Source organism: Streptomyces sp. NPDC028991, assembly GCF_055564775.1.
This window is the reverse complement of sequence record NZ_JBVHVP010000002.1, coordinates 620,100-636,071: the sequence shown is the minus strand read 5'-3', so window position 1 is coordinate 636,071 and position 15,972 is coordinate 620,100. Positions and strand designations below refer to the sequence as shown.

The following is a 15,972-nucleotide window of genomic DNA, read 5'->3' as shown; positions in this document are numbered from 1 at the left end:
GTCACGGGAGGCACGGGCCCGGTGGACAACTCCCCCGAGGGGAGCGCCGCGTGGTGCTCGGGCGGCATACGACGCTGCTATGGAGTTGGATCTGGTGCTTCTGTGGCGCCGTACCGCTGGGGGTACAGCTGTGTCGTATGCGGGGCCTGACAGGAGTGAGACTCTGCCGTAACCCGACGGGGTGAGGCAATTCTGCGTTGCGTGTGAAAGCTCACATCCCGTTTGACCCAGGGGATTCCCGGAAACCCCCACACGCGAAGGCGCCGCCCGGCTAGGCTCTTGGCCTTTCCGGACGACGCCGACTCTCGGGTAACCGACCCTTCACGGGTCGCAGTTCGCGGAAGCGTCAGATGTGGCCGTCCTCCAGCATTTCGGTCACAAGTGCCGCGATCTGGGACCTCTCGGAGCGCGTCAGGGTGACGTGCGCGAAGAGCGGATGACCTTTCAGCTTCTCGATGACGGCGACGACTCCGTCGTACCGCCCCACCCGCAGGTTGTCCCGCTGCGCCACGTCATGGGTCAGTACGACGCGTGAATTGGCCCCGATCCGGGACAGCACGGTCAGCAGGACGTTCCGCTCCAGCGACTGGGCCTCGTCCACGATCACGAACGCGTCGTGCAGCGAGCGGCCGCGGATGTGGGTGAGCGGCAGGACCTCCAGCATCCCGCGCGCCGTGACCTCTTCGATGACCTCCCGGCTGGTGACCGAGGACAGCGTGTCGAAGACCGCCTGCGCCCAGGGGCTCATCTTCTCGGCCTCGGAGCCCGGCAGATAGCCGAGCTCCTGCCCGCCCACCGCGTACAGCGGACGGAAGACCATCACCTTCTGGTGCTGACGGCGCTCCAGCACGGCCTCCAGTCCCGCGCACAGCGCGAGCGCCGACTTGCCGGTGCCGGCCCGGCCGCCCATCGACACGATGCCGACGTCCGGGTCGAGGAGCAGGTCGAGCGCGATCCGCTGCTCGGCGCTGCGGCCCTTTATGCCGAACGCCTCCCGGTCGCCGCGCACCACGCGAACGCTGCCGTCGGGCGTGACCCGGCCGAGGGCCTTGCCGCGCTCGGACTGGATGGTCAGACCGGTGTGCACGGGCAGCTCGGCGGCCTCCGGGACATAGACCCTCCCCTCCTCGAAGAGGATGTCCACCTGCTCGCCGGGCAGCGTCAGTTCGGACATACCGGTCCAGCCGGAAGCGTCCGTGATGGCGAGCTCGGCACGGTACTCCTCGGCGAGCAGGCCGACGGACGACGCCTTGATCCGCAGCGGGAGGTCCTTGGACACGACGGTGACGTCGTACCCCTCCGCCTGCAGATTGCGGGCGACCGCGAGGATGCGGGAGTCGTTGTCCCCCAGGCGGTAGCCGGTGGGCAGCACGCTGGGGTCCGAGTGGTTGAGCTCGACACGCACGGTGCCGCCGAGATCCCCGATCGGAAGGGGGGCGTCGAGGCGACCGTGCCGTACCCGGAACTCGTCGAGCAGGCGCAGGGCCTGCCTGGCGAAGTAGCCGAGTTCGGGATGGTGCCGCTTGGCCTCCAGCTCCGTCACCACGACGATGGGGAGCACGACCTCGTGCTCGTCGAAGCGGTGCAGAGCGTTCGGGTCGGCCAGCAGGACGCTGGTGTCGAGAACGTAGGTGCGCCTATCTGGCTTGTGGCGCTTTGTGCTGGTCACCACGGAAGGACGTACCCCCTCGGAAGAGGTCGGGGAGCGACGGAGTGGACGCTGGGCCGGGAGAGCGGGAACGAGCCGACCGGTCGACGGCCGCCCTGCACTGGCGCGGGCCGCGAGCCGGCCCTCCGCCGCGTCTTCCGTGCCGTGACCGCACGGTGGGGCTGGTGCAAAGGGCCTCCCGGGCGGACGGCTCCGTGCCGTCCGCTGAGATACGACACCCGTGGTTCGGGCGTCGACCTGCTTGGCTTATGCCCTCGAACAAGCGCCGCCATGCCACGACACAGGGCGGCGCACCGGTGAACTCCTCATTACGGGCGTCCCGCCGGCCGGGGCTGCGGGGCGAGGCCGCGCTGCGGAGCTACGGCGGGAGGCCGCGCTGCGGGGCTGCGCCGTGGCCTCACCCGAGGCAGAAAGAGAAGCGCGGCCGTCGGAGCCAGAAAAAACGGGCCGGTCCGTGGGGGGGAGACGGACCGGCCCGAGGGGGGGTTTCCACCATAACCCTTTGTAAGTGATGCTGCGTGCATCGGCGTGCCACAACTACTCTCCGAAGTTGCCCGGCGACGCCCGGATGGCCCCGGAAGCACTCATTCCGCCTTGGATCATGGCCAAAAGGCGGCGGATTCACGGGCGAACAGGGCGCCTGAAGTGGCGGAACGAACCAAAAAGCCTCCGCGAAGCGGGCCCGCCGCACACCGGCAACCCGAGTGGCGGGCCACCCCCACTTCCCTCCACCGGGTGAAGCCACCGGCGAACGCCCGCTTGACCGGGCACCGCGCAGCCCCCTCCACTGCGCGGTGCCACACGCGCAGCTTTGCTCACGCGAATTACCTGATCCGAACCTACGTGATCAGGTGGGCCGGATTCGACCCAGGGACGGCAACGATGAATAACGATGTGGACACCCTGTGAGGATCGAAGGGTGATTCCGCACCCTCTCGCCAGGCGTGCCGATATTTGCGAAGGTACGCGACATACACCCCGAAGATCCCTCCCCTCGACACCCCAATCAAGGCCAGGAACTGTCCTAAACTGCCCTACTCCGCCCCTAACGTCACTTCATGACGAAGACGATGAGGATCACTTGGGGCGCGGCAAGCACCCGGCGGCTCGAACGACAGTTCCTGGCCATGTCCGCCCGAACGGGCACGCCGGTCGCCGCGGGGGAGATCGAGCAGGTCGGCTTCGAGGGAACCCGGGCGTCACCGGCCTGGGTGGTCACCGGCGACACCACTCTCCCCGGCGGACGCGTGCAGGAGGACCTCCTGCACGGGGTGCGGCTGCTGCCGCACTTCGACGCGTATCTCATCGTCGCGCAACCGCGGGAGCGCAGGAAGGCGACGGCGCCTCGTCAAGGCAGGTGAGCGGGGGCTGGTGCGTCCAGTCGCAACGCGGAGGAGGGGGCGCCGAAACGGAGCGTCGGCAACCAGCGACAACGCCGCAGACGGGCGGGCCGGCCCCGCGTCCGCCCCCGCGTCCGCGGCGTGATCCGCCGGACAGCACACCTAGTGGCGTGGCTTGCGCGCGTCGAAGAGATGACGCGTGCTGTGGGCCACGAAGGGGCCACCGGCCTGGATACGCTCGTGCAGGTCGCGCAGTCGGTCCCGGTACGCCTCGACGGTGAAGCCGGGGACCATCCACACCACCTTGCGCAGGAAGTGGACGACGGCACCGATGTCGTGGAACTCCATCCGCAGCCGCTCCGCCCGCAGATCGACGACCTCCAGACCGGCGGCCTCGGCGTCGGCACGCTCACGTTCGTGGTGCCGGTGGTTCCGGCTCTCCTCCGGCTGGGGCCCGAGGAAGTACTCGATGAGCTCGAAGACGCTGCCGGGACCGACGTGCTGGGCGAAGTACGCACCGCCGGGCGCGAGCACCCGGCTGATCTCGGCCCAGTGCGGCTCGACGGGATGCCGGCTCACGACCAGGTCGAAGGCTCCGTCCGCGAAGGGCAAGGGCGCGTCGTCGCACGAGGCGACCACGGGGACGCCCCGAGGGCGGAGCAGCGCGGTGGCCTCGGCGACGTTGGGGGGCCAGCCTTCGGTGGCGACCACGAGTGGAGGGCGGTGCGAGGCAGCGGCTCCGAGGGCGAAGTCCAGGACCTCCCCTCCCCCGGTCTGCACGTCCAGCACGGCGGTGGCCTCGCCCAGCCGCCGCGCCACGGACCGCGCGTACCCCCAGGACGGCCGCGCCTCGGTGGCCCTCCCCTCGAACCAGGAGAAGTCCCACCCTTCGGTGGGCACGGAGGCACCTTCGGCCACGAGGTCGTCGAAGGTACGGGGGCGGGGCCGGCGCTGGGGCTGGGAGTGGGGCTGAGCCATGGGGGGCCGATCGATGGGAGAGGTTACGGGGAAGGGCTGGACGACGACGGCGGGGGTGGCGGCGGAGGAGGAGAAGAAGAAGGAAAGCGGAGGAAAAGGAGAGGGCGAAGGCGCAGGAGAAGGCGCAGGAGGAGGCGCAGGAGACGAGTATCCGACCTAGGCCACCAAGGGCCGGACCTCCTCAGCGGCGAACCGCACGAATCCCTCCGGGTCAGGCTCGTCACCGGTCGGCTGGAGGACCACGGTGTCGGCCCCGGCCGCGGCCAGTCTCTCCACTGCATTGGCGACGGCCCCCGCGTCCCCGGCGACACCGAGGTCCGGCACCGATCCGACACCTTCGGCGACCAACTCGGCCCGCAACCGCTCACCGGCCCCGGGCCCGGTGGCGGCCAGGAGATACACCACGACCTTGTGCGCCTCGGCCCGCCCGGCCGCCGCGCGCCCTTCGTCGATGAGCCGCCGGGCCCGACGCACCCCGTCGGGTGGAGTGGATGCGGTGAGAACGGTCCCGTCGGCGGCCTCCCCGGCGAGCCGCAGCGAACGGGGCCCGGTGGCACCGGCGAGCACCTCGACGCCCTGGCTCGGCGGCCAGTCGAGCGCGACGTCGTCGAGCCGTACGTAGCGCCCGTCGGTCGTCACCCGCTCACCGCCCAACAGCGCCCGCAACGCCAGGAGATGTTCCCGCAACAGGGTGACGGGCGACTCGGCCCGCGCCCCGACCTGCCCCATCCAGTCCTGAACCCCGTGCCCGACGCCGAGGATCGCGCGGCCGGGGAACATCCGGTGCAGTGTGGCGGCCTCCATCGCGGTGATGGCCACGTTCCGCAACGGCACGGGCAGCAGTCCGACCCCGACCCGCACCCTCTCGGTCCAGGCGAGCGCGGCGGCGGCCGCGGAGATCCCACCCTCGCGGAAACAGTCCTCCCACAACCACAGCTCCTCCAACCCGACCTCGTCGGCGACACGCGCAACGGCACGCAGCCGCTCTGGGGCGAGCTGAGGACGGAATACGGCACCGAGTCCAGTCATGCCCTCTTACTACCTTCGGCGCGGGTCGCCGGACAACAGCATTACGAATCACTGCCCAGCGGGTTCTCAAAACTGACCGTCTCGACGACCTGACGCAGGATCGCCCGGTACTCCGCCCGACGTGCCGTGGCCGTGGTGCTGAGCGTGAGCACGGCCAGGCGCTTGCAGTCGGGGTGCGGGAGATGGGCGTGGATCTGGAGGAGGGGCTGCGGCGGAAGTCCGCTCCCGTCGGCACTTCTCAACGTGACCTCGCTGAGAGCTGCCGGCCCACAAGGAAGCTCGTGGAAGGCGATGCGTGCATGCCCCTGGGCCGACGTGACCGCGCGGGCCGCTGTGACACCGCGTGGTGCGACGTTTGTTTGGCGCCAGGAGATTGTGAGGAGGGAGAGCAGGGGCCGCGCGCTGCCACTTGCCAAGCCTCCGACGTCATCGCGGTGCAGGCCGACCGAACAATGAACGGTACCGAACCCGCACAGGGCTCCCAGCATCTGCTGCGCCGAAGCGAGGAGCGCGACGAAGTGCTGCCGAGCCATTTCACTGGGCGCCGATTCGAGTAACGGCGCAGCCGCCGCGCACAGTTTGTCGGCATCCGCCGTGCCCGGCTCGGCGACCAGGGCGGCCAGCGGCAGAGCCACGAAGCCTGCGGGCTCGGCAAACCAGAGCTCTGCATGAGGGTCCTGCACTGATTCGTGGACGATGATCGCAGCCGAACTCACGGCACGCCTCATTCATGGTTCAAGGGCGGACTGGGTAGACACCTGCACGTCGTCCACGCTCGATGTCATCGGGAGTAGCGCCCCAGTCGGCGAAGCACCAGCCGCTCTGCGCGTCAATCCGCTGCTCGATGACATGCAGGCGACGAGGAGCGGTGCCCTTTCGGGTAGGCGCGGCAACCAGCCCGATGAATCGCGGATCGCCGGCGAACCAAACCGTCTCGATCTCCGCCTTCAGATGGGGCTTAGCCCGAGGGGCCATGCGCCGGGCCCACCACTCCGTGCGTTGGTGCCGGGAGAAGACAAGCGGCAACTGCTGATCCTCGCTGGCCGGATTAGGGAGCTCGAACCATCCATACTGTTTACTCACCACCTCCGGACGCTTTGTCAACCCATGAGGAACATTCCGCATAACGATCCAGGGATACGTACGAAGAATGCGCAACATCAAGAAGGCTGCAGGAAAGTAATTCAGCTGAGTCAGGAATCTATAGGGACCGTAGATGAAATACGGCATGAACAGCAATGCCACCCAATTGGGCGCGTAGGTGGAGATTCCCAGCAGTAGGATCCAACCACCAACCCAACCCAATAACCCGATGACATTCATGACCATGTGCGAGACCCACGCCCATCGCGTGGGGAGATGCCCCCAAGCCGTGGTACTGGCGGCAGGATTCACTATCCACTCTCCTTCAGTGCGGCTTCAGAAGACGTGACGAACAAGGCCGATGACTCCACCGTTGTCGATAATCAGGCGAGACCCGTCGATTCCTGCCACAGCACCATCCTTGATACCATCATCGTCAGCATCAACTGCCTTGTTGTACAGCCCGAAACCACCCGTTGCGGATCCCGTGATGCCCGAGGTTGCGGCTACGACCTTTGCGGCCTTCTCCGGGTCACTGAACCCGCGCACGGCTCGCGCAACGAGCGAATTCTCCAGCCCAATGATGTGCCCGGCTTCATCTAGCGACTTTGAGCCATAAGTGCCGGCCTTTTGCCAGAAATTCAGCGACTGGGAACTCGTCCGAATAGCATGCACCGCCTCCTTACCTCCCTTAACAACAGCTCCGAGCCCCGGCAGTGTCCCTGCGAGATCTGAGCCCACCGAGACAGCACTACTCCAGAAATCCGCATCGAGTTCACCCTTGGTGAAGCCGTCCAGCAAAGACGCTCGCACCTCGGGATCCATGAGCCGCAACGTGAGCGCAGTCGCACTCAGGCCCGAAGCCGTGAGCATGAGCGCTGCAACCGTCGCGATGCCCCACCCCAGCGGCCCTGAAAGAAGGAGCGCCACCACTCCGATGAGCCCCGCCGTGAAGCTGAGGATGTCCGGCAAGTTGTCGCCGAGCCAGTCCAGGACCTCGTCGAACCATCCCGGCTCGTGCGGCACCAGCTTCTTCGTGGCGTCGCGGATCCTGCCCGCCCGGTACCCGGCCTTTTCCTCGTGCTCTTCGGCCAGCCTCTTCGCCTTGCCGATGGTCTTCTTCAGCTCGGCCTGGGCGTCGTCCAGGTCCGCGTTCGCGCGCGTCAAGGCCTTCTGCGCGGCGTCGTGATCGGCCCCGTCCTTCTTGAGGCCGGGGTCGTCGCCGGCCTTGTTCGCGTGGCCCTGTGCGCGGTCGACCGCGGCTTGGGCTTCCTTCGCGTCCTCTTCGAGCTTCCTGGCCCGCCGCTGGAAGTCGTCGAGGTCGCCCTCCCAGCGATGCAGTTGCTTGGCCGCCTTACGGACGGAATGCGCCGCGTTCTTGAGGTTCAGCGGCAGCGGGCCACCGTCGAGCTGCTCGCGGAAGGCGACCGCGGCATCGCCCTTCCAATAGCTGCCGTCCAGGAGCTTGGTGACCAGGTCGTGGGCCTCCTGAAGGACCTTGGCGCAAGCACTGAGCTTCTTCTGCAGGCCCCGTACGGTGTCGGTGTCGCCCGGAACAGGGTTGAAGCCGAGGTGCGGGTAGCCCGGGTTCGGGATGCGAGGGGCGGACTTGAGCCCCTGCGGCTTGCCCAGGTCCGCACGGGACTGCGGGTCGAGCGCGGCGCCGTACTGGTCGTTGCCGGCGGTAACGGTCACTTCTTGCCACCGCTCTTGGCCTCGCGCGACTTCCGCACCGCTTCCTCGAGCGCCTTGTCGACTTCGAGGTAGCTGTCCTTGCTCTTGCCGATGATGTCGGCCAGGTCCTCGGTCTGCTTGCCGATCTCCTCGGAGCCGTACTTCCAGTCCTCCTGGAAGGCCTCGCACGCCGAGTCGAGGTCGTCCGTGCCGAGGCCGGTGATCATGGCGTCCGACAGCGCCTTTCGGACGCCTCTGAGCGAAGTCGACGACTCCCTCAGCGACTTCATGAACCGCCCGAGTTCGTCGCCGTCAACGGTGAGCCGCTCCGCCATGTGTCCGTTCCCCTCTCCGGTCCACCCGCACCGATGAGAGGAACGACGACATGCGGTTTTCGTGGCGCGTGCGCGGACACTGCCCCTCTTCGGGGGCTCACTTACGCACTGGGGGCTGGAACCGCCGGTCAGCGGTTGACGGCTTGGATCTCCTGGACGATGACGTCATGAGTAGCACCGAACGTACCGTCGGGCAGGTCCCCGCCGGCTCCTCCGCTGCCGGTCCAGTGGATCTGCCAAGTGACGGTGGCCTGGAGCGGATACGAACCGTCGCCCGAGGAACGCAGGTAAGTCACACCGCAGGGCGGGGTCTCCTTCGCCTTGCCCTTGGCGTAGGCCTCACCGATACGACCATTGTTGATGTCACACACCGGATGCGGGGTGCGTCTCAGCGTCCTCCGTGCCCGGCTCGATCTTCAGTGAGACCGGTTCCGCCGTGGCCGTCGCCTGGATGCCGATCTCCTGCACGGACGCGGTGACCGATACCGGCTTGAACTCGGCACCATCCAGCCACGCCCACGTCGGAAGGTTCACCTTCGTGGCCTCCGCGGGCGCCAGCGCCAAATCAGCCGTACCGTGGCTTCTTGGGCACAGATGACAGACACCGAGATCGGGTTTGCGTGCCTGTGCCGCGTCTGCTCCACGGCAGATACGTTCGGTGGGACGGCGAGCGGCTGCGGGAGGGGCACCGAGATGGGACTGCGGCGTTGGCGGGACGGGTCGGGTGTGTTGGTCGTCGGAGGGGAGGCCGACGGCGTGAGTGTCCGCATTCCGCTGGAGATCGCAGGCTCCTTCCGCGCCCGCAGCAAGGGACTGCTGGGGCGGGACTTCCTGGACGGGGCGATTCTCCTCTCCCCTGCCAACAGCGTGCACACCTTCCGGATGCGGATGCCCATCGACGTGGCATATCTCGACCGGCGTCTCAGGGTCATAGCCGTACGCACCATGCGGCCAGGGAGACTGGGGCTGCCTCGGTTGCGTTCCCGGCATGTGCTGGAGGCGGAGGCCGGGGCGATGGCCGGGTGGGGAGTCCGGGTGGGGGTGCGGGTGCGGATGGAGGCCGCGGAAGGGTAGGGGGCGGGCCCTGTATCCCTGTCTGCGGGCCGCCGCTCGGTACGGCTTCTTCCTCGGTCCCCAGGACGGGCAGGTCGGGACGTGGGGGGGGCGATGCGGGGACGTGTACTTCGAGTTCGGCACTCTTGCTCGACTGCATCGAGTAGATCGCGGCCGCGCATAACGGCGGCGGCACAGCCTTCGGCTACCGACCCGCACGGCGGACTCGGCGGTGACGCTTGGACGTGGGTACACGAAGGCGGCAACTGACCTCCTCCGGCATCACGGCGACACGATGTGGAGGAGTGCCGTACCGTTCGCTCCGGTTTTCGCCTGGATCACTACGGCACCGGGCTGGGCGCTCGGGCGGGCGTGGGGCAGGCCGCCGCAGGAGGTGCCGCTGCCGTTGTCGCGGAGAACCGTGACGCATCCCTGGTCTGGGCCGCTCGCGCCGCCCTTCGACTGGCCGTTGCCCGACTTCACCGCGTACTCGACCTTGTTCGGGCCGACCTCGGTCACGGACAGCGTCGCTGGTCCGCCCGGCCCTTTGAAGCGGATTGTCACGGGTTTGGACACCGCGATCTCGCAGTTGCCGTCGGCGCAGGCTGTGGTGTCCCTGCCGTCCGCCGCCGATATGGAGGGCTTGGGGTCCGCGGCGGGAGGCGGCGTCGTCGACCGGGATGCCGTTGGCCCCTCCGGGGGCGATGACGGCACCGAGTCCGTTTCGTCCGGGGTGCCGCAGGCAGCCAACACGAGCACCGTCAGCACCGTGAGGGTCATCCCTCTCCCCCGGACCGGCAGTGAGCGCCGTCGCATCCGCCGCACCCCGTGATCCTCTCGTCCGGGCATCGGTCTCTCAGGCCTCCGTGCGCGGGAACGAGACCTCGACCCTGCGGTTCTTCTTGCGGCCGGCCTCCGTCGAGTTGTCGGCGATCGGGTACTGCTCGCCGTAGCCGCGGACCTCGTAGGTGACACCCGGGTCGTTCAGGGCCTGGGACAGGACGTCGTGTACGGCGTTGGCGCGCTTCTTGGAGAGTACGTCGCCGTGGGCGGAGGAGCCCAGGTTGTCGGTGAAGCCGAAGACTCGGACCCTGGTGGCGTTCTGGGTCTTGATCTCCTCCGCGATCCCCGTGATCCGGGACTTCGCCTCGGCTCCTAGCTTCGCGCTGTCCTTTCCGAACAGCACCTCTGCCTGGAGCGCGAGCGTCACGCTCGTGTTGGTGTCCTCGCGGCGTTCGTCACCGCTCTGCTCCTCCACGACCGACTTGATGTCCAGCACCTTCGCCTGGGCGAGCGTGGCGCCGTCCGGGATCTTCAGGTCCGGGTCGTTGGGGTCCACTTCGACGGGGGCGGAGGCGGAGGCCTCGGTACCTGGGGGGTCGTTGGGGTCGCCGTCGGCGTGAGCGGTGGTTGTGCCGTACATGGTCGTGGCGAGCATGAGGCTGGCCGTGGTCAGGACGCGGGTGAGGCGTGGGGTCGAGGTCATGGTTGGCTCACCCGGAGATGGAGATGGTCGCACTGGCGAAGGTCGGGAGTTGGAACGTGACTTCGGTCGTGTCTGTCGGAGGGGCTGGAAACTGCATGAACACAGCCACTCGGTCACCGGCCTTGATCGTGGAGAAGCCTGTGGTCGTCAGCGGACGACCATCCGTGTCACGCAGCACGTAATACCGCTTCTTGCTTTTGGAATCGACTAGCGTCGCACCACCGAGCGACCTGCCGTTTCTGATGATCTCCGTCTCGTTTCCGCTCAACGCGGATGGAATCGCGACACTCTTGTCACCGTCGTTCTTCAGCTCACCGTTCACAGTCACGAAGCCACCCGAATCCCGCTCAGCCGAGATGATCTCCAGGAGCAGACCATTGCTTCCCCGCAGCTCGGCCAATGGCTCCTCCGCATCGCCTTCCTGAGCACTCGGCCCGGGCCCGTCATCTTTCGACGTCGACGATGATGATTTCGGCTTCTCATCGTCGCCACCACCGCCGCAGCCGACAGCGCCGAAAGTCAGGCTGGCCACTACAGCCAATGCGAGCGTCCCTCGACGGGCCGTCCTCTTGAACCGGATGCTCATGTCTTGGTTTCCTTCGTCACTCGTCATTCGCCAGTCAGTCGGCCAGGTGGACGTCGAACAGATCCTCGGGCTTCGGTAGATCCACGAGATCGTCTGGGCTCAGATCCCATTCCTCGCCCCTGCACGAGAGACTCGGCAAGTCATCTTCCCTGGCGTCCTCAGCGGGCAATTCGAACAGGCAACGAGCCTCGATGACGGCAGTGGCTGACTCCGTGGCCTTCTGCTCCTCCGTACCCGGAACGATGCTGTCTCCGACAGTCCCATTGGTCTCCGCAACGACGGTGTAGCCCAGCAGCCCGTCCGGATGACACTTCACGCTTGCGTCATTGCGCGCAGCGAGCTCATGAGCCCGCCAGCACGCACTGGGTACGGGCGCCTTGCCGTCGAAGACGGCCTGCCACGAGTCGGGGTCCAAGATGTTTTCGAGCCACTGATCGGCGAGCTGATCCCGCGTTTCCAAGGCCGCTGCGAGCGCCGCAGCATCCGCCGCCGTCTGCGCCTCGCTGCGCGTGGCTGCGGCTTGGCCGACTGCGAAGTACGCAAGCGCGAGAAAGAGCAGGCCTCCCACCACCGTGATGTAGATGGGAAAAGCCTGCCCTGTATCACTGCACTCACGAAGTCGGCTCATCCACCGGTTACTTCGGCGATCTTCGATGTGATCGCGTCGAAAATCGTCTGCCCGATATCCGTCCCCGTGATCGCCAGCACGATCGCCACCACTACCGCGATGATTCCCAGGTACTCCACAGCCGTCTGGCCCTTGTCGTTGCGGGCGGCGGCGCGGGAGTGCAGGTAGGCGGTTGTGGTGTGCAGCCAGTTGGTCATGGTGTTCCCCTCCAGGGTGGACGATGCCGCGTTCGTCGTGCGGGACGTACGGCGAGAGGGCCCTCGGCTCCGAGGGCCCCGGGGACCCGTCGCGGGCCCCCTCCTGTGCTGTGGGTCGGACCATCGAGGTCACCCTGGACGCAGCCACCTCGCGGGGGCGGGTGGCGGGGATGTGCTGGTTGGTCATGCCGGACGGCACGTCGGTCACCATCTCCACCTCCCCTGCGTTCAGTTGGGACCCCGGCCTGTCGGGAGCACCAGACAAAGACTCTCCCACAGCGGATTGCAAGTGCGAAAGGTGTAACTCAGAAGTAGCTCGACTGGGCTCTGGATCACCGCTTGTTGACGTCATCGCTTCGTGTGCAGTCGCACTCCTTTTGTTTACGGCGCCCCGCTTCCCCGGCCTCGTGATCGACATGGCGCTCCTCCCCCTCCCCTACTCGCCCGTGATCGTGCCGAAGTCGGTGCCCGAGCCCAGGATCAGGCCGGCGCCGAGGAGGATCATCGTGGCCGGGACCATGAAGGTCGTGATCATCATCGTGGCCTTGGGTACCGCGCGTGCCGCCTTGCGGCGGGCGTTCTGGGCGTCCGTGCGCCGCATGTCCTTGGCCAGGGAGACCAGGGTGTCGACGATGGGGGCGCCCAGCTCCTCGCCCTGCTGGAGTGCCGTCACGAACATCGCCACCTGTTCGGAGTCGTTGCGCCGGCGCAGCTCCGCGAAAGCCTGGCGGCGGCTCATGCCGAGGTCCATCTGCCGGAGGGTGATGCGGAGTTCGTCCGCCCACGGACCCTCGTAGCGCAGTGCCACGCGGTCCAGGGCCTGGCGGAAGCCGAGGCCGGCGCTGACCACGACCGCGAGGACGTCCAGGAAGTCGGGGAGCGTGCGCTCGATGACGTCCTTGCGGATCCGGATCGCCGACCAGATGCCGACCTCCGTCCAGAAGGCGCCGAAGGCGAGCAGGAGCAGGGCCACCACGTACTGGCCGCGCAGGAGGAAGACCAGGAAGCCGACCGCCCCCAGGAAGCCGTACACCGCGCGGCGGGCGGCGTAGCGGTCGATGGTCAGGCCGCCGGGGTTGCCGGCCAGGTCGATCCTGCGGCGGTACTTGGCCACCAGGGCCGGGCCCATCAGGCGCAGTACGGCGGGGGCGTAGCGCATGCCCATGCGGTCGATGAGCGAGTCGACGGCCCCGGTGCGGGTGGAGCCGACCTCCAGGGCGAGGGCGAGGTCGCCGGGGAGTTTGGCGTCGGCCCGGTACATGCGGATGCCGGCGAACACGCCCCAGACGCTCAGGGCCGCGAGCAGCGCGAGGAGCAGGCCCGGTTCCATGTCGGCTCCCTCTCAGACGTCGATGCGGGACAGGCGGCGGATGAGGACGAACCCGACTGCGTAGAGCGCGAAGGCGATGATCACCGCGGCCTGGCCGGCCGAGGAGCCCGTCATGCGTTCCAGGGCGCCGTCCTTCACCCCGTCCATCAGGAACAACGAGCCGACACCGAGTACGGGGACGGCGTACGACGTCATGCTGACCTGGGAGAGCTGGGTACGGACCTCGCGACGGGTCTCCTTGCGCTCCTCCAGCGTCTCCGTGAGGTTGCGCAGGGCGCTGACCACCTGCCCGCCTGCGCGGTTGGACAGGACGAGGGTGGTCACCAGGACGACGAGTTCGCGGGAGGGGAGGCGGTCGGCGAGTTCACCGAGGGCGTCGTCCATGGAGGCGCCGATGGCCAACTGGTCGGCGACCTTCCCGAGTTCCTCGCCGGCCGGGGCCTCCAGCTCCTCCGCCGCCATGCCGATGGCGGTGCGCAGGGCCAGGCCGGCCTGGGTGGCGTTGGCGAGGATGCGGGCGAGTTCGGGGAGCTGGTTGATGAACTTCTCGATGCGTTTCTGGCGTTGCCAGTTGAGGAACTGGATCGCCCCTCCGATGCCCAGCAGGCCGGCCAGGGGACCGAAGAAGGGTGCCAGTGCGGCCTGACCGATCAGCCAGAGGCCCGCGACCGTGGCCGTCATGTAGGCGAAGAACTCGCCGGGGGTGAGGTCCAGGCCGGTTGCCGCCAGGCGCAGTTCCAGCTTGCGGCCCAGCTCCGTGCGGCGCAGGCGGCGGTCGAGAGCGCGGAAGCGGCGGCTGCGGCCGGCGGGAGAGAGCTGGCCGGTGGCCGAGAGGCGGTCGACCAGGGCCGCGCGCTGGGCCTTGCCGGCGGCGTAGAAGTGCAGGCCCGTGACCGCCAGGGCGCAGGTCAGCAGCGTGATGCCGGTGGTGAGCGTGACGAGCGTTTCCAGTTCCATGGGGCGGTTCCTACCTGGCTTCCACGGGGCGGGTCTCGGGTTCCTGTTTGTGGGGCGCGCGGGGCTCTGTGTTGCGGGGCTCTGTGTCGTGCGGGGCTCTCCGGTGTGCGGGGCTCTCTGGTGTGTGGGGCTCTGGCGTGTGCGGGTTCCGCGGTGCGGGGTTCCGGTGCTTCCCGGGGCTCGGGTCGATCCCGGGCTACCGGGGCTTGCGGGTGGTTCGCGGGGCTTCCGGGGCGGTGCCCGGGGTTTCCGGCCGGGGTTCCATCGCTGCCCTACCTCGCCTCCCGGGTGGCGAGCTGGTCCACGGTGCCGGCCACGCCGAAGGCCTGCGGGACGGGCTGGCTCGCCATGTAGAGGCGCTCGGCGGTGCGGCGCGGGAGGGGGTGGTACTCGAAGGCGCCGTAGATGCGGCCGTCGGCGGTCATCGGCCGGGCGTTGAAGCGGGCGGCCGTGGCCAGGCGGTACGGTTCGCCGCCGTGGCTGGCCAGCAGGGCGATCTCGGTGATGCGGCGGGCGCCGTCGGCGAAGCGGGTGAGCTGGACGATGACGTCGACGGAGCTGTTGATCTGGTCGTGCAGGGCGACGAACGGGATCTCCACGTCCGACATCGAGGCCAGGGTCTGGAGGCGCATGAGGGCGTCCTCCGCGCTGTTGGCGTGGACCGTGGCGAGCGAGCCGTCGTGTCCCGTCGACATGGCCTGGAGCATGTCCAGGGACTCGCCGCCGCGGACCTCGCCGACGACGATGCGGTCGGGGCGCATGCGCAGGGAGTTGCGGACCAGGTCGCGGATGGTGACACGGCCCTGGCCCTCGACGTTCGGCGGGCGGGACTCCAGGCGGATCACGTGCGCCTGCTGGAGCTGGAGTTCCGCCGAGTCCTCGATGGTGATGATGCGTTCGGTCTCCGGGATGAGGCCGGACAGGGCGTTGAGGAGGGTGGTCTTGCCGGTGCCCGTGGCGCCGGAGACGATGATGTTGAAGCGGGCCTGCACCAGGCCGGCGAGCAGGTACAGCATGTGCTCGTCGAGCGAGCCGAGGCCGATCAGCTCCTGGAGGGTGAAGGAGCGCGGGAAGCGGCGGATGGTGAGGGTGGCGCCGGTCAGTGAGAGGGGCGGGATGATGACGTTGACTCGTTCGCCGGAGGGGAGGCGGGCGTCGACCATCGGGTTCGACTCGTCCACGCGGCGGTTGACCGTCGAGACGATGCGCTCGATGGTCTGCATCAGCTGGTCGTCGGAGGCGAAGCGGAGGGGGAGCTGCTCCACCCGGCCGCCGCGTTCGACGAAGATGGCGTCGGGTCCGTTCACCATGATCTCCGTGATCGAGGCGTCCTCCAGCAGCGGCTCCAGGATGCCGAGGCCGAGGGCCTCGTCCACGACCCGGCGGATCAGCTGGGAGCGCTCGACCGTCGACAGGACCGGGCCCTCGCGGCTGATGATGTGCCCAAGCACCCGTTCCAGGCGGGCGCGGCGCTCGGCCATCGCCAGCGAGCTCATCTCGGCGAGGTCGATCTCCTCCAGGAGTTTGGCCCGGTAGGAGGCGACCAGGTGTCCGTCCTCGCCCCGGCTGCCGTGCTCCTCGGGGGAGTGGATGCGTGCGCGCAGGCTCATGCGTCATCGGCTCCTCG

Annotated in this window: 17 protein-coding genes and 1 pseudogene; 2 read left to right on the top strand and 16 right to left on the bottom strand. The window is 68.2% G+C overall.

All coding sequences use genetic code 11. The features are described from left to right. Window positions 1-346: 346 nt before the first annotated feature. On the bottom strand, window positions 347-1,672 hold the full coding sequence (locus ACZ4V1_RS07065; protein ID WP_468330504.1) for a PhoH family protein: 1,326 nt from the start codon (window positions 1,670-1,672) through the stop codon (window positions 347-349). 1,055 nt (window positions 1,673-2,727) lie between these two features. On the opposite strand from ACZ4V1_RS07065, the gene ACZ4V1_RS07060 reads away from it, so the two are divergent. Next, complete coding sequence (locus ACZ4V1_RS07060) at window positions 2,728-3,030, top strand: hypothetical protein (protein ID WP_468330501.1); 303 nt, start codon at window positions 2,728-2,730, stop codon at window positions 3,028-3,030. 141 nt (window positions 3,031-3,171) lie between these two features. Here ACZ4V1_RS07060 and ACZ4V1_RS07055 read toward each other — a convergent pair whose 3' ends face one another. From ACZ4V1_RS07055 to ACZ4V1_RS07025, 7 genes and pseudogenes are all read right to left on the bottom strand, one after another. Continuing rightward, the gene (locus tag ACZ4V1_RS07055; RefSeq protein ID WP_468330499.1) at window positions 3,172-3,987 is read right to left on the bottom strand and encodes a class I SAM-dependent methyltransferase; all 816 of its coding nucleotides are present in this window, start codon (window positions 3,985-3,987) and stop codon (window positions 3,172-3,174) included. Window positions 3,988-4,143: 156 nt separating this feature from the next. Then, window positions 4,144-5,016, bottom strand: coding sequence for an LLM class flavin-dependent oxidoreductase (locus ACZ4V1_RS07050; protein WP_468330497.1), 873 nt, complete (start codon window positions 5,014-5,016; stop codon window positions 4,144-4,146). A gap of 41 nt (window positions 5,017-5,057) precedes the next feature. Further along, on the bottom strand, window positions 5,058-5,732 hold the full coding sequence (locus ACZ4V1_RS07045) for a hypothetical protein (protein ID WP_468330495.1): 675 nt from the start codon (window positions 5,730-5,732) through the stop codon (window positions 5,058-5,060). A gap of 19 nt (window positions 5,733-5,751) precedes the next feature. Further along, window positions 5,752-6,345, bottom strand: coding sequence for a hypothetical protein (locus ACZ4V1_RS07040; RefSeq protein ID WP_468330494.1), 594 nt, complete (start codon window positions 6,343-6,345; stop codon window positions 5,752-5,754). Window positions 6,346-6,435: 90 nt separating this feature from the next. Continuing rightward, on the bottom strand, window positions 6,436-7,794 hold the full coding sequence (locus ACZ4V1_RS07035) for a putative T7SS-secreted protein (protein WP_468330492.1): 1,359 nt from the start codon (window positions 7,792-7,794) through the stop codon (window positions 6,436-6,438). Next, window positions 7,791-8,108 carry a hypothetical protein gene (locus tag ACZ4V1_RS07030; protein WP_468330489.1) on the bottom strand — a complete coding sequence of 106 codons (318 nt, stop codon included), beginning with the start codon at window positions 8,106-8,108 and terminating at the stop codon, window positions 7,791-7,793. The genes ACZ4V1_RS07035 and ACZ4V1_RS07030 overlap by 4 nt, the downstream gene beginning before the upstream one ends. Window positions 8,109-8,236: 128 nt before the next feature. Beyond that, window positions 8,237-8,675: pseudogene (locus tag ACZ4V1_RS07025) on the bottom strand (hypothetical protein); the annotation flags it as partial. Window positions 8,676-8,801: 126 nt separating this feature from the next. On the opposite strand from ACZ4V1_RS07025, the gene ACZ4V1_RS07020 reads away from it, so the two are divergent. Continuing rightward, window positions 8,802-9,182, top strand: coding sequence for a DUF192 domain-containing protein (locus ACZ4V1_RS07020; protein ID WP_468330486.1), 381 nt, complete (start codon window positions 8,802-8,804; stop codon window positions 9,180-9,182). A 261-nt stretch (window positions 9,183-9,443) separates the two neighbouring features. Here the strand turns inward: ACZ4V1_RS07020 and ACZ4V1_RS07015 are convergent, their stop codons facing one another. The 8 genes from ACZ4V1_RS07015 to ACZ4V1_RS06980 all read right to left on the bottom strand — a co-directional run bounded on the left by ACZ4V1_RS07015 (window position 9,444) and on the right by ACZ4V1_RS06980 (window position 15,955). Continuing rightward, entirely contained in the window at window positions 9,444-9,941 is a 498-nt protein-coding gene (locus ACZ4V1_RS07015; protein WP_468330483.1) for a hypothetical protein, read from the bottom strand. Between the two features lie 76 nt (window positions 9,942-10,017). Continuing rightward, the gene (locus tag ACZ4V1_RS07010; RefSeq protein WP_468330480.1) at window positions 10,018-10,647 is read right to left on the bottom strand and encodes an OmpA family protein; all 630 of its coding nucleotides are present in this window, start codon (window positions 10,645-10,647) and stop codon (window positions 10,018-10,020) included. A gap of 7 nt (window positions 10,648-10,654) precedes the next feature. Beyond that, window positions 10,655-11,233, bottom strand: coding sequence for a hypothetical protein (locus ACZ4V1_RS07005; protein WP_468330477.1), 579 nt, complete (start codon window positions 11,231-11,233; stop codon window positions 10,655-10,657). 34 nt (window positions 11,234-11,267) lie between these two features. After that, window positions 11,268-11,861: a pilus assembly protein TadG-related protein gene (locus tag ACZ4V1_RS07000; RefSeq protein ID WP_468330475.1), complete on the bottom strand. Its 594-nt coding sequence runs from the start codon at window positions 11,859-11,861 to the stop codon at window positions 11,268-11,270. Next, window positions 11,858-12,058: a Flp family type IVb pilin gene (locus ACZ4V1_RS06995; RefSeq protein ID WP_468330472.1), complete on the bottom strand. Its 201-nt coding sequence runs from the start codon at window positions 12,056-12,058 to the stop codon at window positions 11,858-11,860. The genes ACZ4V1_RS07000 and ACZ4V1_RS06995 overlap by 4 nt, the downstream gene beginning before the upstream one ends. A 436-nt stretch (window positions 12,059-12,494) precedes the next feature. Beyond that, complete coding sequence (locus ACZ4V1_RS06990; RefSeq protein ID WP_468330469.1) at window positions 12,495-13,388, bottom strand: DUF5936 domain-containing protein; 894 nt, start codon at window positions 13,386-13,388, stop codon at window positions 12,495-12,497. Window positions 13,389-13,400: 12 nt separating this feature from the next. Next, entirely contained in the window at window positions 13,401-14,345 is a 945-nt protein-coding gene (locus tag ACZ4V1_RS06985) for a type II secretion system F family protein (protein ID WP_468330466.1), read from the bottom strand. Between the two features lie 272 nt (window positions 14,346-14,617). Next, the gene (locus tag ACZ4V1_RS06980; RefSeq protein WP_468330464.1) at window positions 14,618-15,955 is read right to left on the bottom strand and encodes a CpaF family protein; all 1,338 of its coding nucleotides are present in this window, start codon (window positions 15,953-15,955) and stop codon (window positions 14,618-14,620) included. Between the last annotated feature and the right edge of the window lie 17 nt (window positions 15,956-15,972).